Genomic DNA, 21,994 nt, shown 5'->3' with positions numbered 1-21,994 from the left:
GCAATGCTTTAAAGATTATTTATTTTAAAAAATCTACTACTTGTTGGTATACTTGATCCCCGGTAAACCCAAATTTCTCATCAAGTACGGTTGCCGGTGCAGAGTACCCAAAGTGCTCTAAACCGAATACTTTACCATTTGGTCCTGCTAAACCTTCCAAGTTTACAGGTAAACCTGCCGTAAGACCGAATACCGGCTTGTTTGGCGGAATAATTTTTTCTTGGTATGCTTCTGATTGTTGTCTAAACAAACCTTCTGAAGGTATTGAAGCGATATTCACTTTCAAGCCTTCTTTCTCTTCCAATAATTTGGTTGCCGCTACTAAAGTAGATACCTCAGAACCGTTAGCAATTAATATTACATCTGGATCAGCTACTTCTTGTACCAAGTAACCTCCTTTTTCCGCTCCTAAAGCTTCTTCATAACGGTTACCGCTCTTGGCAGGTACATCACCTATACCTTGTCTGGACAAGATAAGACCTGTTGGCGTCTTTTGGTTTTCCATGGCCATTTTCCAAGCTACGTTCGTTTCTTGAGAATCTGCCGGGCGCAATGCTACAAAACTTTGCTCATGGCTATGGTTCTTTAATTTCTCTAATAAACGTATTTGAGCTTCTTGCTCTATTGGTTGGTGCGTTGGGCCATCCTCTCCTACCCTAAAGGCATCATGTGTCCAAACAAACTTCACCGGTAATTCTTGAATACAGCTTAAACGAATGGCTGGTTTCATATAATCAGAAAACACAAAGAATGTGGCCACTACCGCCATAACCCCACCATGTAAGGCAATACCGTTTGCCATAGTTGCCATGGTCAATTCCGCTACACCTGCCTGTAAGAAGGCTCCGGAGAAATCACCTTTCTTTAAAATACTTGTATTCTTTAAGAACCCGTCCGTTTTATCACTGTTAGATAAATCTGCAGAAGATACGATCATGTTCTCTACGTTCTGTGCCAAGTATGCCAAAACATTAGAAGATGCCGCTCTTGTTGCCTGACCTTCTTTTTGAGCTATAGAACTGAAATCCAATTTAGGTAATTTTCCTTCAAGGAAACCATCTAACTTAGCAGATAACCCTGGGTTTTCTGAACGCCATGCATCTATTTCCCTTTTCTTTGCCTGAGCTTCATCTTTCTTTCTATTGATGATCCCTTCGTAGTATTCCTCTACTTTTGAATAGATATCAAAAGGATTGTCAACATCGGCTCCTAAATTCACCAAAGTCTTTTCATAATCAGCTCCTGTATCGCCAATTGGCTTACCATGTAACTCGGTGTACCCTTCGTACGGAGTTCCATCTGCAGTTACACAACCTTTACCCATTATGGTCTGACCAATGATCAAGGTAGGCTTTTCGGTTTCTGCATTGGCATCTGTCAACGCTTTTCTGATCTGCTCATGATCGTGACCGTCTATAGTAACTACTTTCCATCCCCATGCTTCATATTTCTTTGCAGTATCCTCAGAAGTTACCTCATCTGTTTTAGATGATAATTGAACATCGTTAGAATCATAGAACATGATAAAATTACTTAAGCCTAAGTGACCAGCAATTCTACCTGCACCTTGAGAAATTTCTTCTTGCACACCACCATCGGAAATAAAGCCATAGATCTTATGGTTCATCCAATCGCCAAAACGTGCTTTTAAGAAATTGGCCGCTACCGCTGCACCAACACCCATAGTATGCCCTTGACCTAATGGACCAGATGTATTTTCAATACCTCTTGCCACATCTACCTCAGGGTGACCAGGTGTTACCGATCCCCATTGTCTAAAATTGGATACGTCGTCTTTTGAGTAGTTCCCCAAAAGGTAATATTGCGCATACATCAATGTTGATAAGTGACCAGCATCCATAAAGAAACGATCTCTAAAAGGCCATTTCATATCAGAAGGATCATAGTTGAAAAATTCAGTATATAAAATGTGCATGTAGTCTGCTCCTCCCATTGGCCCACCTGGGTGCCCAGAGTTTGCCTTTTCTACCATCGCTACAGCTAATGCCCTAATATTATCGGCCGCTAATTGATCTAGTTCCTTGTTCATTATATTTTAGATTATTTTTCAGGTTCGTGTTAAATTCAAAACTTATTAAATCTCCTCAAAGATACTTTATATAGGGCTCTAATTAAAATTATTTGCACAACATAATTCTATAGCACTCAACTATTAAACGGCTAAACTTCGATAGATTGATGCTTGAACTCTTTCGAAAGGGTTTTCGAAGAGTTTTTCACGTGCCTCTTGATGTATTTTTTGGTTTATCCCCTCAAAATAAAACACTTATGTTTTGATAAATGGAATAGCAAAATTCAAAGAATGCCTGCACTAGTGAAATCATTAAATGACTTTCACAGGTTTGCATATTTACAATCTGGATATTATAACAATTTTAGCGTTTTCTGTACCCCTAAAATGCAGTTATCTCTTTTTGACAACTGCTTGATCCCCTTCCCCAATGATAACAATATCGGTAGTGGACAAGAACAATCCTGTTTCTACTATACCGGGTATGGTCTTTAATTGCTGTTCTAAGGTCGTCAGTTTAACATCGGCATCCCAAATATCTATGTCTATAATGTCGTTGTTTTCGTCCGTTCTATAATGCTCACCATCTTTTAAACGTTGAACGGGACTAAGTTTCATGCCTTCAAGTTCCTTTATGATAAGCTGTGTTGCAAAGGGAATGGTTTCTATAGGCAATTTGAACTTACCTAGTTTTTTTACACTTTTAGAAGAATCGGCAATAACAATATTAAGATCGGAATTATGTGCCACAATTTTTTCGCGCAGCAATGCACCTCCACCGCCTTTGATCAACTGAAAGTCTTGATCTACCTCATCCGCACCATCAATGGTAACATTCAACCGCTTTGCCTCTGCCAAGGTAATGACATCAATACCTAGTTTTCTTGCTAATTTTTCAGTCTCGTTAGATGTTGCAACGGCTTTGATGTGTAATCCGTTCTGCACCATTTCACCAATGGCTTCAATCATAAAAAATGCCGTAGATCCGGTACCTAGACCTACATTCATTCCTGATTCAATAAATTTTACCGCCTCTAATGCTGCTACTTTTTTCTCGTTTACCGCGCTCACTTATAATGGTATTTAGGTTCGTTATTTTCGCTAAAGATATTTATAAATGATCGATGTTCCCGTGATTGTTCATTTGTTCTAAAAAAAACTTTAGTGCTTTTGAATTCACCCTACACCAATTGCAAAAACATTACTACAGATTTTCTATTTTCATCATTTGAAAGCAGCCATCAATTTTCAATTGATTTTAATGAAAGTATAGGCACATCTTTACAAAAATGTGCCTTGTCAATGACATAATTAAGCCTCAGGTTTTTCATAAACTCATGATTACTACTGAATACCACAACCAATTGACAATTATTTTGATCAATGAAAGTACTTAAAGTAAAAGATAAAGCGTCCTTAACCGATATATTGTAAAATTCATGTGATACATTATGTAGTGTTTTATCTATGGTATACAAATTCAATTTTTTAAGGGTATTCAAATGATCATTAGATTTCTGAAAATTAAGAATATGAACTCTGCTATTAAAACCGCTACATACTTCTAACAATGAATTCAATTCGTTTCCCTTATAAAAATAATTTGCATCTGACACCAAGGCAATATTGGCTAGGTCCCTAAACGTAAATTTTTTTGGTATTACTAAAACAGGGCAATTTTGTACATTATCCAAAATCCTTACCGCATTTCTACCCATTAAACAAGAAGGGTCCTCTTCTTCTCCTGTTGCGCCCATTACTATAAAATCTAAAGCATACTTTTCTATGGCCTCTTTCACTTCTTCAATCAACAATGAAAATGTTGGGATTTTTACATAGGTATGACGGTGATTACCATGTTGCTTTTTAACACGTGACAGCAACATTGAAAGTCCCTTTTCCGATGCTTTCTGTGCAGTACAAACTTTGGCTTCTACAACAGCATTACCCGCCATTAATCTATTACTGTAAATTTCTGGGGTATACGCATTTAAAAAATAGAACGTACATGTAGTATCGGCAAAAAGACGTAGTGCAAACTCGGTAGCATTCCATGCGGCCAAAGAAAAATCTGTAGATATTAGAATGTTTTTCATGAGTAGAACGTATCAATATGAAGATAAATGTAGATGTCATGGTCCCTAGAAACTATGACATTTATCAGATCATATAAATTTTAAAACCCGTCTATGAGTTCTTTTAAGGCACAATCGTTTACGATACCTATTTTTTTACCTTCGGTTTTAATAAGCCCTTTCTTTCTAAAATCGGATAGCATTCTAATCAAAGATTCCGTTGCGGCACCTACAATGTTGGCATAATCATCTCTACTTAACGTGAGTAACAGAAAACCGTTTTCGTCTTCGCCATAGTTCTGTCTCAAATACAATAATGCCTCTGCAAGGCGCTGTTTTACGGTCTTCTGAGACATATTTACAATGACATCATCTGCCTCTTTTAAATCGTGCGCCATATGCCGTAACACTTCTAAAGAAAAATATGGATTGGTATTTAAAGTTGTCGTAATTATTTCTTTGGGAATAAAACAAACCTCCATATCATTGATCGCCGTGGCGCTCAAATTGGTATAATCCTCTGCAATTACAGAACGTTGTCCCATTATTTCGCCCCTATTGGTCAATTTTACTATTTGCTCCTTCCCGTTGCTACTAAGCTTGGACAACTTAGAAACACCGTTACGTACGCAGTAAACGCCATCTAACTTTTGCCCTTCTGAAAACAATGCATCTCCCTTTTTTATCTTTTTGGAAATTTTGGCATTGGAGACCTTTTTTAGCTCTTCTTTACTCAATGCTCGTAGCGAATTAAATTGTCTTATAATACAGTTCTCACATCTACTTTCCATGGCTATACAATTTAATATAACACAAAATTAAACAAGCCAATTATGCTAAGAACTGACAATTATCATGTTTTAAAAAGTGATTGGTTTTCACCTTTGTATACTTAATTGGTTAATGATTATGAAGGTTAATACTTGTTTTCATTGCGGAGATCCTTGTGATAGGCAACTGATCACTTTTGAAGAAAAGTCTTTTTGTTGTACCGGTTGCAAGACCGTATATGAAATTTTTTCATCTAACGACCTCTCCCATTATTACGAATTGCAAGAAGCGGCCGGTTCTACACCAAAAGCCATAGAAGGCAAATATGATTTTTTGAATAATGAAGATATCATAACCAAACTACTAGAGTTTAATGATGGCAACATACAGATCGTTAATCTTTATATACCCACAATACACTGTAGTTCATGTATCTGGATTTTGGAAAACCTGAACAAACTGAACAACAATGTAACGAACTCTCAAGTAGATTTCCCAAAGAAAACCATTAGGGTTACCTATACAAAAGAGTTTGGATTAAAGTCCCTAGTTTTACTATTGGCAAAAATTGGATATGAACCATATATATCTTTAGAGGATTTTGAAGGAAAAAAGAAAGCGACCGATAGAAGCCTTATATACAAACTTGGGGTTGCAGGCTTTGCTTTTGGCAATGTTATGTTTTTATCTTTCCCCGAATACTTTGACCTAGGTTCCAGTGCGGCTTCCGGTGGTGAATTTTGGCTTAACCAGTATCAAGGTCTTTTTCGGTGGATGATGTTCGTTTTTTCATTACCTGTAGTCTTTTATGCCGGATGGGACTATTTTGTATCGGCTTTTAAAGGGCTACGTGCCAAACTCTTAAATATTGATGTACCCATTGCTTTAGGCATTCTAGTGCTTTTTCTCAGAAGTACTTTTGATATTGCTTTTGACCTGGGTAGCGGATTTTTTGACTCTCTTACAGGGTTGGTTTTCTTTCTTTTACTTGGCAAATTCTTTCAGCAAAGAACCTATAGTTTTCTATCTTTTGAGCGAGATTATAAGTCCTATTTTCCTATTGCCATTACCCGTTTGAACACAGACGGAACAGAGGAAACCGTGCCTGTTCAAAATATTGAAAAAGGGGATCGCATATTGATCAGAAACGAAGAAATGATCCCTGTAGACGGCACCTTAGTATACGGCAGTGCACAAATTGATTATAGTTTTGTATCTGGGGAATCTGAACCTGTAAATAAAGAAATTGGCGAACAATTATTTGCCGGTGGAAAACAGTTAAATGGTGTTATTGAAATGGTAGCCTTAAAATCCGTTTCGCAAAGTTACCTTACACAATTATGGAGCAATGCCGTTTTTAAGACAGATAAAACCACCACTTTTCAAAACCTGACCGATAGTATTGGTAAGCGCTTTACCATTGCTGTACTTACTATTGCTATTGTATCTACCACCTTTTGGTTATTCCATGACCCTACTAAGGCCATGAACGTATTTACGGCGGTATTGATCATTGCTTGCCCATGCGCCATTGCTTTAGCTTCTCCTTTTACCTTAGGAAATATGCTGCGCATTTTTGGAAAGAAAAAATTCTACATTAAAAATACCCAGACCATTGAGCAACTAGCCAAAATAGATACTGCCATTTTTGATAAAACAGGAACCATAACCACTAGTCAAAAAAGCACTGCTTATTATGAAGGCATGCCTTTGACCGCAGAAGAAGAATCTCTTTTAAAGAATACCATAAGAGCATCTAACCACCCTTTAAGCAGATCTTTATATGATCTGCTTAAAGAACAGAATATCATCACCTTAGATGAGTATGAAGAGCATATTGGCAAAGGACTTGTAAGTAGTAAGGGAAACATAAAAATGAAAATTGGTTCGGCAAATTTTGTTGGCAAAGCAATCCCTGAAAATATGCTTGATACCTCTATGTATATTAGTACCAATAACGATTATAAGGGCAGGTATGTTTTTCAAAACCAATATCGTGAAGGGTTATCTACTACTTTCAAGAATATGTCGCAGACCTTGAACCTGGCAATTTTATCTGGGGACAATGAGGGAGAAAAAACTAGATTGGAAGCTTTGTTACCCAAACTTACCCCCTTATTCTTCAATCAAAAACCAGAGCATAAATTAGCTTTTATTAAAACATTGCAAGAACAAGGCAAAAAGGTGCTTATGGTTGGTGATGGGTTAAATGATGCCGGCGCATTGGCGCAAAGTAATGTAGGTATTGCCATATCTGAAAACATCAATGTCTTCTCTCCCGCGTGTGATGCCATCTTAGACGCTTCTAAATTTCAACAATTGTACAGTTATATGCTTGCATCTAAAAAAGCGATACGTATTATTAAAATGAGTTTTATGCTATCGCTGCTCTATAATTGCGTAGGCTTATATTTTGCGGTAACCGGACAGTTAGAACCAGTAATTGCCGCTATTCTTATGCCATTAAGCTCTATTAGTATTGTTGCATTTACTACAGTCATGACAAACTTTATTGGTAGAAAATTGTCTTAATCTGAATCCAAAAAAATACGTGTACTTAAATAATTTCAAGGTATGTACAGACAAAACTCATGAACAGGTTTGCCATACTACATTCCTTTATTTTTTTGATGATAACACCCACTATTTCAAACTTCAATAAAAAATACGTAAAACATTATTTATCAATACCTTAAATAGCTAATGTTAATAATAAATCCTTCTCCCCTTTTATATTTTTTAAGAAAAAAATCAAAGTATGACAATTGTCATTTTCTAAGGTAGCCTACCCCCCTAAATTTACCGAATAATTAAGATTGGTATGAGTGTAATCTATGTTTTATTGGCAATTAGCCTAGTGGTCGCAATTATCTTTTTTGCCGCCTTTATCGTATCGGTCAAAAAAGGACAATATGACGATGCTTACACACCTTCTGTAAGAATGCTTTTTGAGGATGAATTGGTAAAGCCAAAGAAAGTGAAGAGTGAAGTAAATAAATGAACGGGTGGAACATATGAAAATAAATAAGAGTCTATTCTCTAAATTCTTTTCTCGCTGTTCTCCATTTAATAAAAATAAAATCCAACTAAATAAACAAGTATAATTATGGAAGTACAGCAGTTTTATTACGATAACAAAATCGTGAAAAATTTCCTTTATGCAACCATGTTTTGGGGTATTGTGGGTATGTCCGTAGGCTTATTGTTAGCCTTTATGTTCATGTTCCCTAATTTAACCGACGGCATATCATGGTTAAGCTTTGGTCGTCTAAGGCCTTTACATACCAATGCCGTCATTTTTGCATTTGTAGGTAATGCGATTTATGCGGGTGTCTACTACTCTACCCAACGTTTGTTGAAAGCTCGTATGTATAGCGATTTTTTGAGCAAATTCAACTTTTGGGGCTGGCAGTTGATTATTGTAGCCGCCGCCATTACCTTACCCTTAGGGTATACCAGTTCTAAAGAATACGCTGAGCTAGAATGGCCAATAGATATAGCCATAGCCGTTGTTTGGGTCGCTTTTGGTGTTAACCTCATAGGTACCATGATCAAAAGAAGACAACGTCACCTTTATGTGGCTATTTGGTTCTATTTGGCTACGTTTGTTACTGTTGCGGTACTCCATATTTTCAATAGCTTAGAACTACCGGTTACGGCATTAAAAAGTTATTCTGTTTACGCAGGTGTGCAAGATGCATTGGTACAATGGTGGTATGGGCATAATGCGGTTGCTTTCTTTTTGACTACACCATTTTTGGGGCTTATGTATTATTTTGTACCTAAAGCGGCAAACAGACCTGTCTACTCCTATAGACTGTCTATTGTTCACTTCTGGTCGCTAATTTTTATCTATATATGGGCAGGTCCGCACCACCTATTATATTCTGCTTTGCCAGACTGGGCTCAGAACTTAGGTGTTGCCTTTTCTATCATGTTATTGGCTCCATCCTGGGGTGGTATGATCAACGGACTATTGACCTTACGTGGAGCATGGGACAAGGTACGTACTGATCCTGTTCTAAAATTTATGGTGGTCGCTATCACTGGTTATGGTATGGCAACTTTTGAAGGTCCCATGCTTTCACTTAAAAACGTAAATGCCATTGCCCATTTCAGTGATTGGATTATTGCCCACGTGCATGTAGGTGCGTTGGCATGGAACGGTTTCTTGACCTTTGGAATGATCTATTGGTTAGTACCAAAAATGACCAAGAAGAAATTATTCTCTACCCCATTGGCCAACTTCCACTTCTGGATCGGTACACTTGGTATTATACTGTATGCCTTACCAATGTACGTTGCCGGATTTACACAGGCCCTAATGTGGAAAGATTTTAATCCTGATGGTACTTTGGTCTACGGTAACTTTCTAGAAACCGTAAACGAAATCATGCCTATGTATTGGATGCGTGCCATTGGTGGTAGCCTTTATATTGTTGGTGCAATTGTAATGATATACAACGTAGTACGCACTATTAAAGCTGGTAGCGTTATTGAAGATGAACTAGCCGAAGCTGCTGCACTTACACGTGTATCTAAAAGAAGAACCGCTGGCGAAACCTTCCATACTTGGTTAGAGCGTAAGCCAATTCAATTGACCATTCTGGCTACTATTGCCATATTAATTGGAGGTATTATTCAAATTGTACCTACCATTTTGGTAAAGTCCAACATACCTACCATTACAAGTGTAAAACCATATACACCTTTAGAATTGGAAGGTCGTGACTTATACATTCGTGAAGGCTGTGTTAGCTGTCACTCTCAAATGGTACGTCCATTTAGAAGTGAAGTGGAACGCTATGGTGAGTATGCCAAAGCTGGGGAGTTTGTTTATGACCACCCGTTCCTTTGGGGTAGTAAACGTACAGGACCGGATCTATTAAGGGTTGGTGGCAAATACTCGGACAACTGGCACCTAAACCATATGTACGATCCACAAAGCACCTCATCTGGTTCTATAATGCCCGCATATGCTTGGCTGGTTAGAAATGAGCATGACAGAAGCGATATACAAGCAAAAATGGAAGCTATGGTCAGTTTAGGTGTTCCTTATACAGATGAAGACATTGCAAGTGCAGAAGCTTCAATGGATGCGCAAGCAACACAAATTGAAAAAAACCTGTACAGCGATCCTGATTTTGCAAAGACTTATGAAGCCGATAAAAAATATGCTGCAGAAAATGGAGAGGATTTTATAGAAATGAGAGATCGTGAAATTGTTTCCCTAATTGCTTACCTACAACGTTTGGGTACGGATATAAAAGTGAAGGAAACTGGAGAATTATTATCTGATAACAAAAACTAAAAGTCATGTTCAAATTTGTAAAAGGTTACATGGAAACTATTGATGGTGTAGCTACCTACCCCATGATATCATTACTGATCTTCTTTGTGTTCTTCACATTGTTATTCTGGTGGGTCATAACCGCATCAAAATCATACATAAAAGAAGTTAGCGAATTGCCTTTAGAAGAAGATAACCAACTAAATAACGAAATATGAAAAATACTACAGCTTGGTGGTTGAGAATAACCGTGGCCTTTTTCTTGGTCATCGTACTTTTGGAAATTTATATTGATAGTGGCGATAAGCCGGCTTTTATAGCCTACCCTACTTTAATGTTCGGTTTTATGACACTTATCTTATTGCTATTAATTGCGATTGCCTTCATTGTTCAAGCTATTGAAAATGTGCTTTATAATACTTTAGATGATGAAGCTAAAGTAAGATACTTGGCAGAGAAGGAAAAAAAGTGGGAATGGACCTGGGGTAAAAAAATGTATGCCAAAATGTTGGGCAGCAAGCCAATAGAGTCAGAAGAAGAAATTATTCTTGACCATAACTATGATGGTATTCGTGAATTAGATAACAATTTACCCCCTTGGTGGGTATATCTTTTCTACGCCTCTATTGTTTTTGGGGTAGTTTACTTGGCTCGCTTTCATGTCTTTAACGATTATGACCAAGACCTTGAATACGAGCAAGAAGTGGCTGCCGCCCAATTAGAAATTGAAGCGTACAAAAAAACCGCTAAAGATCTTGTTGATGCCAGTACTGTTGAACTATTGACCGATGCGGCAGACCTAAATGCAGGTAAAGGCATCTTTGAAAGTAACTGTGTTGCGTGTCATATGGCTGATGGTGGCGGTGGTATTGGTCCAAATTTAACCGACAACCATTGGATTCTTGGCGGTGGCATTAAAAATGTGTTCAATACCATATCTGAAGGTGGTCGTGATGGTAAGGGTATGATCGCTTGGAAACAAAACCTGAAACCTGCTGAAATTGCGCAAGTAGCTAGTTATGTATTAAGTTTTCAAGGTACCACACCGGCAAACCCCAAGGCACCCGAAGGTGATATTTGGGAAGACCCTAACGCCCCCGTTGAAAATAGTACAGAAGAAGTTGTTGCTCCAGAAGTTGCAATCGACTCGGCTGCGGTAACTATGAACTAAATTTTAGTGCAAGGGAAATGCCTTGTACATGCTGTTAAAAAGATAAAATGTCACAAGATCAAGATCACTTCAGGGATTCTATAGGAACCATAAAGGAAGATGGAAAACGGGCTTGGGTATTTCCAAAAAAACCCAGTGGCAAACTGTATAAGTATAGAAAGTATGTAAGCTACGTTTTACTTACCTTTTTGATCGCGTCTCCTTTTATCAAAATAAACGGCAACCAATTTTTAATGTTCAATGTGCTGGAAAGACGATTCAACATCTTTGGATTTCCGTTTTATCCGCAAGACTTTCACCTTTTTGTTATCTCCATGATTATTGGTGTAGTTTTCATAGCTCTATTTACCGTTGCTTTTGGACGCATATTCTGCGGATGGATGTGCCCACAGACCATATTCATGGAAATGGTTTTCCGTAGAATTGAATATTGGATAGATGGTGATCGTGGTGCTCAAATGCGATTAGACCGACAAGAATGGAATGCCGAGAAAATTCGTAAACGCGTTTTAAAATGGTTCATCTTTTTTATTATATCGTTCATTATAGCCAATGTATTTCTTGCTTACCTAATAGGTAGTGATCGCTTGATTCAATACATTACCGACGGACCTGCACAGCACATTAGTACCATGGTATCATTATTGATTTTCACCGCGGTATTCTATTTTGTATTCGCATGGTTTAGAGAACAGGTTTGTATCATTGCCTGTCCATACGGTCGTATGCAAGGAGTTTTATTAGATAATAAATCTATTGTCGTTGCCTATGACCATAAACGTGGTGAAGCTGAAAACGGTAGAAAAAAATGGCGTAAAAATGAAGATAGAACAGCTTTGGGCCATGGGGATTGTATTGACTGTTTTCAATGTGTAAACGTTTGCCCAACTGGTATAGATATTAGAAACGGAACACAACTAGAGTGTGTTAACTGTACTGCTTGTATAGATGAGTGCGATACGATCATGGAAAAGGTAAACCTGCCCAAGGGATTAATACGTTATGCCAGTGAAGATGAGATTACCAAAAAGGAAAAGTTCAAATTTACGCCTCGCTTAAAAGGATATACCGCTGTTTTGGTGATTTTAACAGGTGTTCTTATTGGTATGATGTTTTTAAGAAATGACCTTGAAGCAAATATTCTAAGGTTACCTGGGCAGCTATATGAACATAAGGAAGGAAACATCATTAGCAATGTTTACACCTATAAATTGTTGAACAAAACCACAAAGGCGGTTGAAAATGTTCATTTTGAACTCATCTCTCCCAAAGGAGAAATTAAACTGGTTAGACATGAGAATTTTGATGTTGAACCAGAAGCCCTTGCTGAAGGTACTTTGTTCATAGAAATTAATGCATCTGCGCTTAGCGGCGATAAGAACAACCTTAAAATTGGGGTATATAGTAACGATAAGTTAATTGAGACTACTACGGCTCGTTTTTTAGCACCACGTAGTTATAAGTAAAACACCTCAGGGCAAGTTCATGAGGCATTCAAAAGATACAAACTTTTAAATTCGAGGCAAGCTTCGGGGTATTATACCCTTTAGCGGTGCCAATAAAAATATAGCATCATGAAAATAAATTGGGGTACCGGTATTGTAATAGCTATTATAGCTTTCATTAGTTTTATTATGTTTTTTGTGGTTAAAATGACCACAAGTCATGATGCCAACCATGATCTGGTGACAGAAGAATATTATAAAGCAGAGCTTGGCTATCAAAAAGAAATAGATGCGGAGACCAACGCACGTGCAGCGTCGTCACAAATAAGACTCAAAAAATCTCCAGAGGGTTTACTCGTTATTTTTCCCGATGGATTTAATGATACCAATATCAATGGTATCGTATCCCTTTATAGACCTTCCAACAAGAATTTGGATTTTAATTTGCCCATTAGTTTATCCAATTCACAATTGCTCATACCGGACAATCAATTGTTGGAAGGTCGTTGGGATATAAAAATTTTCTGGGAATATGCCGGTAAAGAATTTTTACATAAAGAAAGTATAACCTTATAAACCATGTTATTATCTGCCCTTATACTAGGTCTTATGGGAAGTTTGCACTGCGTAGGTATGTGTGGACCCATTGCCTTTATGCTTCCTGTAGATAGAACAAATAATTATAAAAAATTCGGACAAATATTTATCTATCATTTTGGTCGTCTATTGGCTTACGGCATCATAGGTCTTGTATTTGGACTATTAGGTAAAGGGCTTTCCATCTTTGGTATACAACAGAAACTTTCTATTGCTATTGGTATTATAATGATCCTGATCGTTTTGATTCCGTATCAAACTTTCAACAAGTACAACTTGTCCAAACCTATTTACAAAGTCATATCAAAAGTTAAAAATCAATTGGGCAAAGAGCTTAAAAAGAAATCGCCCGATACATTTTTAACCATTGGTTTTCTAAATGGTTTTTTACCATGTGGTCTAGTATATATGGCTCTTTTTGGTTCTATTGCCATGGGTGATGCTTTGCAGGGCAGTTTATATATGATGCTTTTTGGCGTTGGTACTTTACCGCTAATGACGGCTGCCATTTATTTTAGCAACTTATTAAAAGGAGGCATTAGACAAAAAGTGCAAAAAGCCATTCCCGTATTTGTAATTATTATTGGTGCGCTTTTTATTCTTAGAGGTCTTGGCTTGGGTATTCCTTATGTATCCCCTGCTCCAGTTACCCAATTGGTATCTAGTGCTATAGAATGTCATAACTAATGACGATAACCAAATAAATTGAATCTTATGAAACCGCTACCGAACGAAATAGTGCTTCGCCCAAGGTTTCAAATGCAAGTGACCAAACCTAAGGAATTTATAATATCTAAATTTGAACATGCCGCCAAACCTCCTTTTCTTGTCAAGAGATTGGGCGAACATATTTTTATCAAACTCAATGAAAGGGAAAATCATTTTTGGTCGCCACAACTACACTTAGAATTTGAGGATAAGGATGATGGCAGTTGTAAATTATATGGCATTTTTGGACCTAACCCAACCCTATGGACCTTCTTTATGTTTGTTCACTTTGTCATTGCAACCCTGTTTATCATTGTAGCAATATGGGCATATTCCAGTGCATCTTTATATAAAGAATATCATATTCAAATCATCATCATGATAGTACTTATTGCGCTGTGGTTTGTTCTCTATTTTGCAGGTAGACGCGGTAAAAAGAAAGGACAACCTCAAATGCAGCAATTATTTGATTATATGCAGAATGTTCTTACAGCTTAAATTTTAATGGTTGAAAACTCATTATTATATTTAAAACACCAAAAAAACAACCAACCACTACAAGAATGAATTGTAAGTTACTCTTATCGGTAGCATTTATCGTGATATCCGCTACCATCAATTTCGCACAAGAAAAACCTGAAGAACCAAAGGGTGTTGACAATATAGCCTATAAATGGGGAAAAATGGCTTTGGATGCCACCGCATCGGACACAGAGAAATTTAAACCCAGGCCTACCATTACATCTCGCTACTTGGGTTTGATCTTTACTTCTATCTTTGATGCCTGGTCTAGATATGATGAAAATGCCATTCCTGTTTACTTGACCAATATTGATAGAAGGCCTTTAACCGAACAGACCCTTAAAAACAAAGAAATAGCAATAAGCTACGCTGCTTTTGGTGCTATGAAAGAATACTACTATTCCGATACCAAAATGTTCAGAGAATTCATGGTTCAATTAGGTTTAGATCCTGACAATACCTCTACAGACCCAACAACGCCTGAGGGTATTGGTAATTTATCTGCCAAAGCTGTAATAGATGCAAGAAAAAATGATGGCAGCAACCAATATGGTGAAGTGGAAGGCTCTAACGGAGAAGCTTATTTTGACTATACCCATTATAGCCCAGTAAATACCGCAGATGAAAGTACCGATATCAACCGTTGGCAACCAAAATATTTCTCCGATGGTAACGGTGGTCAATATGCCCCAGGATGCCTTACACCATATTGGCAAAAGGTTAAACCAATCACTATGTCATCTGCTGATCAATTTAGACCGGGACCACCACCAATGGTTGGTTCAGAGCAATTAAAAGAAGAAGTAAAAGAAGTGGTCGACTTACAAGCCAACCTTTCTGATGAGGACAAAGCTCTGGTGGAATTTATGCGAGACGGTCCCCAATCTGTGCAACAGGCAGGACACTGGCTTAAATTTGCACAAGACGTTTCTCGTCGCGACAATCATACATTAGACCAAGATGTAAAAATGTATTTCTTAACGGAAATTACGGCGATGGATGCTTTTATTGCTTCTTGGGATTCAAAAATGTTCTATGATTACGCAAGACCTTATGCCCTAGTACATGAGTACTATAAGGATAAAAAAATAAAAGCTTGGGGCGGACCAGGTAAAGGAATAATTGAAATGAACGGACAGGAATGGAGGCCTTATTCCCCAGATATTTTTCTTTGTCCACCATTTCCAAGTTATACTTCCGGTCATAGCACCATTAGCGGTGGTTGCGCAGAAGTGTTACGTTTATTTACCGGTAACGATTACTTTGGAGAGTCTGTGGAAAAAATTCCCGGTAGCTTAACCGAAATAGATACGGCGCATTATGGAAAACCCGTGACCATTACCTTTCCTACATTTACCGAGGCTGCAAATATGGCGGGCATATCTAGGGTAATGGGCGGTTATCATATACAAGCGGATAATGTTGCAGGGTTAAAATTAGGGAGAGATGTTGCACAGCAAGCTTGGAAATTTTACAATGAGCACTTAGGAAACTAAACCATCATCTATCGTATATAAATAATCAACCCCAAGGAGATAAATTTCCTTGGGGTTGATTTTGCTTATAGGCTTTGGTTAGCTGCTATATTTTAAAGGTAATCACGGGTATTCTTGCATGGTTGACAACATCTTCCCCTATACTGCCATTAAACAGATGTGAAATTCCTTTTCTACCATGGGTAGGCATTGCAATGGCATCTGCTAAAATGGTATTACCATAATTTAAGATTCCTTGCTCTACACTATAGTCATTGTAGATTTCAACCTGAACGGCGGCATTCGCTTTCGTAAGAAACTTATTTATTTTTTGATATGCATCCCTATTGCTCATAAAGGCATCATTAGGCGTATTTATGAACACTACTTCCATTTTAGCATTGATCATGTCTGCAAACTCTCTGGCTTTTTGAAAAGCCGGTAAGTTATCGTCATTGAAATCACAGGCAAATACAAATCTATCAATGCTTAGGCCATTTACTTCACCTTTTATGACCAATACCGGAACAGTAGCATTTCTAACTACCTTTTCGGCATTTGAACCAATGAATATTTCTTCAAATCCGCTAGAACCATTAGAGCCCATTACTATTAAATCTGCATTGTGTTCTTCTGCAATAGCGTCTAACTCACTGTAAACTTTATAATGTTTAATGACCGGTGTCACTTTTATACCGTCTAAATATGGTTTTTGTAGAAACTCTTCCAAGTTTTTCTCTGCCAGTTTTACTAAAAAGACGGTCTGTTCTATATACATACCATCCGGTGAGGTCAATATGGCTTGGTTAAGCTCTAACATATGCACCACAAAAAGTTCCACATCATGCTTTTTAGCCAGATCCGCAGCAGCTTTTAAGGCGTTTTCCGAAGGTTCTGAAAAATCTGTAAGTACTATAATTTTTTTCATGATTTTGTATTTAGTAATTAAACTGACGGCGATATATTTAAACGGTCATTGAAAACAACCGAGTATTTGGCTTTTTCTTTTGTAAAGGCAAATCAAATGCCATACACACATTTCGCACAAATGGTCTACCCTTCTCTGTTATGGTTAAACTATTTTCCTTAACGGTTACAATTCCATCTTCCTCCAATTCTTTAAGTCGATCTAGAATGTCATCCATTTGCGGTAGATATAGTTTAAAGGCTGTCCAAGTTGTTTTAAACTGGCACATTAAATTTAAGATATGCCTTCTAATTATTTGATCTTCATCCGTTAAAATATGTCCTCTATATAACGGTATAATATCATTTTCCACCAGATTTTGATATTCCTCTACATTTTTCACGTTCTGTGCAAAACCAAACCAGCTATCACTTATACTAGAAGCTCCTAAGCCTACCATTAAATGGGTATTAAAACTTGTATAGCCCATAAAATTTCTATGTAGACTTCCCTTCTCCATCGCTTGATATAAACTATCGGTCTCAAGCGCAAAATGGTCCATTCCAATTTCGTGATAGCCAAATTTTAACAAGAGTTCTTTGCCAAGTTCATATTGTTTTCGCTTTTCATCACCAGTCGGTAAATCTTCTTCATTATAGCCTCTTTGCCCATTACCTGCCAACCAGGGAACATGTGCATAACTATAAAAAGCAATACGGTCCGGTTTAAGCTCCTTGGTCTTTTCAATAGTATTTATCACATGTTCAAGTTTTTGATGCGGTAACCCAAAAATGATATCATGACTTATTGATGTATATCCTATTTCCCTAGCCCATTCAGTAACATTTTTTACATTATCAAAAGGTTGAATTCTGTGTATTGCTTTTTGAACCGTTTCATTGTAATCCTGTACTCCAAAACTTACTCTTCTAAATCCTACATCATATAATGCCTGTAAATGTTCTTTAGTGGTGTTGTTAGGGTGCCCCTCAAAACTAAATTCGGCATCAGAGGCTTTATCGGCGTGTCTTAAAATACCCTCAATTAAAAACACTAAATGTTCTGGACTAAAAAAAGTAGGTGTACCACCACCCAAATGCAATTCTTTTATAACTGGTTTTTCATCGAACATTGCCCTATACAAACTCCATTCTTTTAAGATCGATTTTATATAAGGTAATTCTACATCATGCCTTTTGGTAATTCGCTTATGACATCCGCAGAACGTGCACATGTTTTCGCAAAACGGTAAATGAATATAGAGACTGATACCGGTCAAAGAATTACTGGCATGAAAACTTTTTTTCACCGTTTCTTCCCATTTCTTACCTGAGAAGGTATTTACATCCCAAAAAGGTACGGTAGGGTAACTTGTATATCTGGGTCCTGGTATATTATACTTTTGAACAAGCGAGCACATATTTATCTTATTTAATAACAAACATACACGTCATAAAAACCAAAAAATATGATTTATATCAGTTCAATAGAAAAGTAATACCCCTAACTTTTCATGAACATTAAAACAGTTTAAAACATGCTATGTAACCAATGTTACCGTATAGCATATTCAGTTATCATAGTTTTGATATATAAAGTACTTCTATGTTTTTAAAAGGCTCTAAATTGTACAGTATCCTCTTTTTAAAATGCCCTAGATGCCATAAAGGGGAATTCTTTGAAGCTAATCCCTATAAATTAAGTAATTTCAACAAGGTAAAAGACCATTGCCCTAAGTGTAAGTTAAAATACAGCATAGAACCCAGTTTCTATACCGGATCTATGTATGTTTCGTATGCCGTTGGTATTGCCGTTGCCGTTGCAACATATGTTTTGTCCTTGATTTTTAATTTACAACTTTCATTGGTAAGCCTATTCATAAGTATTGTGGTTGTCCTAGTACTGACAATGCCATGGATCGCGGCGGTTTCAAAATCCATATGGGCAAACATGTTTTTTACCTATGATAAGAAAATAGCTAAGAATATCAATTAACACGAACATGATCCAAGACTTGACCGCAGCATATGGTAAAACATTCGAAAATGAGCTTATTAATGAAATAGTTCAAGTAGGTACGTTCAAAGAAGTGCCGGAAGGTTTCAAACTCATGGAGATCGGCGACTTTGTAAGGGGTATGCCTTTACTAATTTCTGGTGTTATTAAGATTTTAAGAGAAGATGAAGATGGCGATGAACTACTGCTATACTATCTGGAAAAAGGTGATACCTGTTCCATGACCATGGCTTGCTGCATGGGAGATAATAAAAGTGAAATTAGGGCCATAGCCGAAACGGATACCAAACTGATCGTGGTGCCTATTCAAAAAATGGAAGAATGGACTACCAAATATAAGTCTTGGCGAAATTTTGTATTCAATAGTTACCATGAGAGATTAAATGAGCTTTTAAATACCTTGGATAATATTGCGTTCCAAAAAATGGACGAACGTTTAATTGGTTATTTAAAGGAAAAAGCCAGAGTAACAAAAGATGATATTATTCATAGTACCCATCAAGAAATTGCATATGACCTACATAGTTCAAGGGTCGTAATTTCTAGACTTTTAAAAAAGTTGGAAGAAATGGGAAAAATAAAACTACACCGTAACTATTTAAAAATTTTAGATTTATAATACCTCTGTAACCTTTGTTACTGCACAGGTTTCCACACCGCTCTACTTTTGTGCTACTAAATAAATTACATGGAAGTATTGCATATTCTAGGATACATCAGCGCCCTAATTATTGGTATATCTTTAGGTCTTATTGGCGGGGGAGGCTCCATTCTTGCCGTGCCCGTTTTAGCCTATCTTTTTTCAATTAATGAAAAAGCTGCAACTGCGTATTCTCTCTTTATAGTTGGTGCAAGCGCACTGGTAGGTGGTTATAAACAACATTTAAAAGGTTACGTAGATTGGCGTACCGCTATCGTTTTTGGTATTCCGGCCATTATAGGTGTAACCTTGGTAAGACATTATGTTGTACCGGCATTACCTAACATTTTATTCGAAATAGATAGTTTTCAATTTACACGTAGAATGGCCATGTTTGGGCTATTTGCTATTTTAATGATCCCAGCAGCTTACTCAATGCTAAAAAAAGAAAATTGTATTGAGAATACCGGAACGGTTACCTATAACTACCCTCTAATTTTGTTGGAAGGTCTATTGGTGGGCAGTATTACGGGACTTATTGGCGCAGGAGGCGGATTTTTAATTATACCGGCATTGGTCATTTTAGCAAACGTTGAAATGAAGGTTGCCGTTGGCACTTCTTTGATCATCATCGCTATAAAATCTTTGTTGGGTTTCTTATTAGGTGATGCAATGACTATGCCTATCGATTGGCAATTTTTAGCGCTTTTCACCTTTCTTTCATTGATAGGCATTTTCATAGGTAGTTACCTCAGCAATTTCATTGACGGTAACAAACTAAAGAAAGGTTTTGGCTATTTCATATTAATAATGGCCGCTTTTATATTCTACATGGAATTCTTTAGGTAAAATTTTTCTTATGTGACCAATGTCACTGTACACCTGCATTACATAAGATAATTTTGTGGTATTAATCAAAATATATAGTACAATGAAAGTAGAACAAATATATACAGGCTGTCTCGCACAAGGCGCCTATTACATTGAAAGTAATGGTGAAGTGGCTATAATTGACCCGTTACGGGAGGTACAACCTTACATTAAAAAGGCAAATTCCAATAATGCCAAGATCAAATATATTTTTGAGACGCATTTTCATGCAGATTTTGTGAGTGGTCATGTAACGTTAGCTAAAGAAACCGGCGCAAAAATTATATATGGTCCGCAGGCCAATCCGTCGTTTGATGCCTATATAGCTAAGGATAATGAATCGTTCACATTAGGCAATGTTACCATTATTGCACTACACACACCTGGGCATACAATGGAAAGTACAACATATTTACTAAAAGATGAACAAGGTAAAGACCATGCCATTTTTAGTGGTGACACCTTGTTTTTGGGTGATGTAGGCAGACCAGATTTAGCACAGAAAATGGGAGAAATTACAGAGCGTGATCTTGCAGGTTTTTTGTATGACAGTTTAAGAGAAAAAATAATGCCACTGGCAGATGACGTAATTGTATATCCTGCCCATGGAGCCGGTTCTGCGTGCGGAAAAAACATGATGAAAGAAACGGTAGACACGCTAGGCAACCAGAAAAAGATGAACTATGCTTTGCGCGCGGATATGACCAAAGAAGAGTTTATTGATGAGGTAATCGACGGATTGTTACCTCCACCGCAATATTTTCCATTGAACGTTAAAATGAACAAAGAAGGTTATGAGGACGTTAAAAAAGTTTTGGAACGTGGTACAAGAGCTTTATCACCAGCTGCTTTTGAGGCGGCAGCAAATGAAACCGGTGCCATTGTTTTAGATGTACGCCATCAAGATGATTTTGCCAAAGGACATGTTCCACGATCCATATTCATTGGATTGAACGGAAGTTTTGCACCTTGGGTGGGCGCCCTGATTGCCGATGTAGAACAACCCATTTTATTAGTTGCTCCTATAGGTATGGAAAAAGAAGCGGTCACCAGATTATCTAGAGTTGGCTTTGATGGTACCTTAGGATACCTAGATGGAGGTTTTGATGCTTGGAAAAATGCATCAATGGAGTATGACACCGTAAGTCAGGTTAATGCAGACGGACTTAAAAAAGCAATTGAGACCGAGAAACCTCCAGTTTTTGATGTAAGAAAAGAATCTGAATTTTTATCTGAACACATCATAGATGCTGTTAATACGCCGCTAGATTACATTAATGACCATTTAGCTAAGTTTCCAGACAATAAATTGTTCTACCTACATTGTGCAGGTGGCTATAGAAGTATGATAGCATCGTCTATCTTAAAAAGTAGAGGTATACATAACTTCATTGATGTCAAAGGTGGATTTGCGGCAATAAAAGAAGCTGGTGTTCCCGTAACGGAATTTGTTTGCCCGACTACATTATAATTTG

General features: G+C 37.3%; 20 protein-coding genes. 14 read left to right on the top strand and 6 right to left on the bottom strand.

Annotated features, from left to right (window positions below):
• Positions 1-19: 19 nt before the first annotated feature.
• The 4 genes from I600_RS16050 to I600_RS16035 all read right to left on the bottom strand — a co-directional run bounded on the left by I600_RS16050 (position 20) and on the right by I600_RS16035 (position 4,898).
• A complete protein-coding gene (locus tag I600_RS16050) occupies positions 20-2,050 on the bottom strand; it encodes a transketolase family protein (protein WP_058105581.1) in 2,031 nt (676 codons plus the stop codon).
• A gap of 375 nt (positions 2,051-2,425) precedes the next feature.
• Positions 2,426-3,103, bottom strand: a complete 678-nt coding sequence (gene rpiA / locus I600_RS16045; RefSeq protein WP_082643008.1) for a ribose-5-phosphate isomerase RpiA — start codon at positions 3,101-3,103, stop codon at positions 2,426-2,428.
• Between the two features lie 170 nt (positions 3,104-3,273).
• On the bottom strand, positions 3,274-4,128 hold the full coding sequence (locus I600_RS16040; protein WP_058105580.1) for a universal stress protein: 855 nt from the start codon (positions 4,126-4,128) through the stop codon (positions 3,274-3,276).
• A gap of 80 nt (positions 4,129-4,208) precedes the next feature.
• The gene (locus I600_RS16035) at positions 4,209-4,898 is read right to left on the bottom strand and encodes a Crp/Fnr family transcriptional regulator (protein WP_058105579.1); all 690 of its coding nucleotides are present in this window, start codon (positions 4,896-4,898) and stop codon (positions 4,209-4,211) included.
• Between the two features lie 118 nt (positions 4,899-5,016).
• Between I600_RS16035 and I600_RS16030 the strand changes: the two genes are divergently transcribed.
• The 10 genes from I600_RS16030 (at position 5,017) to I600_RS15985 (ending at position 16,107) form a co-directional block, all read left to right on the top strand.
• On the top strand, positions 5,017-7,410 hold the full coding sequence (locus I600_RS16030; protein ID WP_058105656.1) for a heavy metal translocating P-type ATPase: 2,394 nt from the start codon (positions 5,017-5,019) through the stop codon (positions 7,408-7,410).
• Positions 7,411-7,699: 289 nt separating this feature from the next.
• Positions 7,700-7,879: a cbb3-type cytochrome oxidase assembly protein CcoS gene (gene ccoS, locus I600_RS16025; RefSeq protein ID WP_058105578.1), complete on the top strand. Its 180-nt coding sequence runs from the start codon at positions 7,700-7,702 to the stop codon at positions 7,877-7,879.
• 105 nt (positions 7,880-7,984) lie between these two features.
• On the top strand, positions 7,985-10,189 hold the full coding sequence (gene ccoN / locus I600_RS16020; RefSeq protein ID WP_058105577.1) for a cytochrome-c oxidase, cbb3-type subunit I: 2,205 nt from the start codon (positions 7,985-7,987) through the stop codon (positions 10,187-10,189).
• Between the two features lie 5 nt (positions 10,190-10,194).
• Complete coding sequence (locus I600_RS16015; RefSeq protein ID WP_058105576.1) at positions 10,195-10,386, top strand: cytochrome c oxidase subunit IV; 192 nt, start codon at positions 10,195-10,197, stop codon at positions 10,384-10,386.
• Positions 10,383-11,339 carry a cbb3-type cytochrome c oxidase N-terminal domain-containing protein gene (locus I600_RS16010; RefSeq protein WP_082643007.1) on the top strand — a complete coding sequence of 319 codons (957 nt, stop codon included), beginning with the start codon at positions 10,383-10,385 and terminating at the stop codon, positions 11,337-11,339. Before I600_RS16015 ends, I600_RS16010 begins: the two co-directional genes overlap by 4 nt.
• Before the next feature lie 47 nt (positions 11,340-11,386).
• Positions 11,387-12,805: a cytochrome c oxidase accessory protein CcoG gene (gene ccoG / locus I600_RS16005; protein WP_058105575.1), complete on the top strand. Its 1,419-nt coding sequence runs from the start codon at positions 11,387-11,389 to the stop codon at positions 12,803-12,805.
• Between the two features lie 108 nt (positions 12,806-12,913).
• The gene (locus tag I600_RS16000) at positions 12,914-13,360 is read left to right on the top strand and encodes a FixH family protein (RefSeq protein ID WP_058105574.1); all 447 of its coding nucleotides are present in this window, start codon (positions 12,914-12,916) and stop codon (positions 13,358-13,360) included.
• A 3-nt stretch (positions 13,361-13,363) separates the two neighbouring features.
• The gene (locus I600_RS15995; RefSeq protein WP_058105573.1) at positions 13,364-14,068 is read left to right on the top strand and encodes a sulfite exporter TauE/SafE family protein; all 705 of its coding nucleotides are present in this window, start codon (positions 13,364-13,366) and stop codon (positions 14,066-14,068) included.
• A 27-nt stretch (positions 14,069-14,095) separates the two neighbouring features.
• The gene (locus tag I600_RS15990; protein ID WP_058105572.1) at positions 14,096-14,587 is read left to right on the top strand and encodes a hypothetical protein; all 492 of its coding nucleotides are present in this window, start codon (positions 14,096-14,098) and stop codon (positions 14,585-14,587) included.
• 65 nt (positions 14,588-14,652) lie between these two features.
• Complete coding sequence (locus tag I600_RS15985) at positions 14,653-16,107, top strand: vanadium-dependent haloperoxidase (RefSeq protein WP_058105571.1); 1,455 nt, start codon at positions 14,653-14,655, stop codon at positions 16,105-16,107.
• An 85-nt stretch (positions 16,108-16,192) separates the two neighbouring features.
• On the opposite strand, the gene I600_RS15980 is transcribed toward I600_RS15985, so the two are convergent.
• A complete protein-coding gene (locus tag I600_RS15980; protein ID WP_058105570.1) occupies positions 16,193-17,014 on the bottom strand; it encodes a universal stress protein in 822 nt (273 codons plus the stop codon).
• A 37-nt stretch (positions 17,015-17,051) separates the two neighbouring features.
• Positions 17,052-18,413, bottom strand: coding sequence for an oxygen-independent coproporphyrinogen III oxidase (hemN, locus tag I600_RS15975; RefSeq protein WP_058105569.1), 1,362 nt, complete (start codon positions 18,411-18,413; stop codon positions 17,052-17,054).
• A gap of 185 nt (positions 18,414-18,598) precedes the next feature.
• Between hemN and I600_RS19015 the strand changes: the two genes are divergently transcribed.
• The 4 genes from I600_RS19015 to I600_RS15955 all read left to right on the top strand — a co-directional run bounded on the left by I600_RS19015 (position 18,599) and on the right by I600_RS15955 (position 21,990).
• Positions 18,599-18,988, top strand: a complete 390-nt coding sequence (locus tag I600_RS19015; protein ID WP_082643006.1) for a DUF983 domain-containing protein — start codon at positions 18,599-18,601, stop codon at positions 18,986-18,988.
• Between the two features lie 7 nt (positions 18,989-18,995).
• A complete protein-coding gene (locus tag I600_RS15965) occupies positions 18,996-19,628 on the top strand; it encodes a Crp/Fnr family transcriptional regulator (RefSeq protein WP_058105567.1) in 633 nt (210 codons plus the stop codon).
• A 69-nt stretch (positions 19,629-19,697) separates the two neighbouring features.
• On the top strand, positions 19,698-20,498 hold the full coding sequence (locus tag I600_RS15960) for a sulfite exporter TauE/SafE family protein (protein ID WP_058105566.1): 801 nt from the start codon (positions 19,698-19,700) through the stop codon (positions 20,496-20,498).
• Between the two features lie 82 nt (positions 20,499-20,580).
• Entirely contained in the window at positions 20,581-21,990 is a 1,410-nt protein-coding gene (locus I600_RS15955; protein WP_058105565.1) for an MBL fold metallo-hydrolase, read from the top strand.
• Positions 21,991-21,994 lie beyond the last annotated feature (4 nt).

The organism is Maribacter dokdonensis DSW-8, from assembly GCF_001447995.1.
In the GTDB taxonomy this organism is placed as follows: Bacteria; Bacteroidota; Bacteroidia; order Flavobacteriales; family Flavobacteriaceae; genus Maribacter; species Maribacter dokdonensis.
This window is presented reverse-complemented; position numbering and strand designations above follow the sequence as displayed.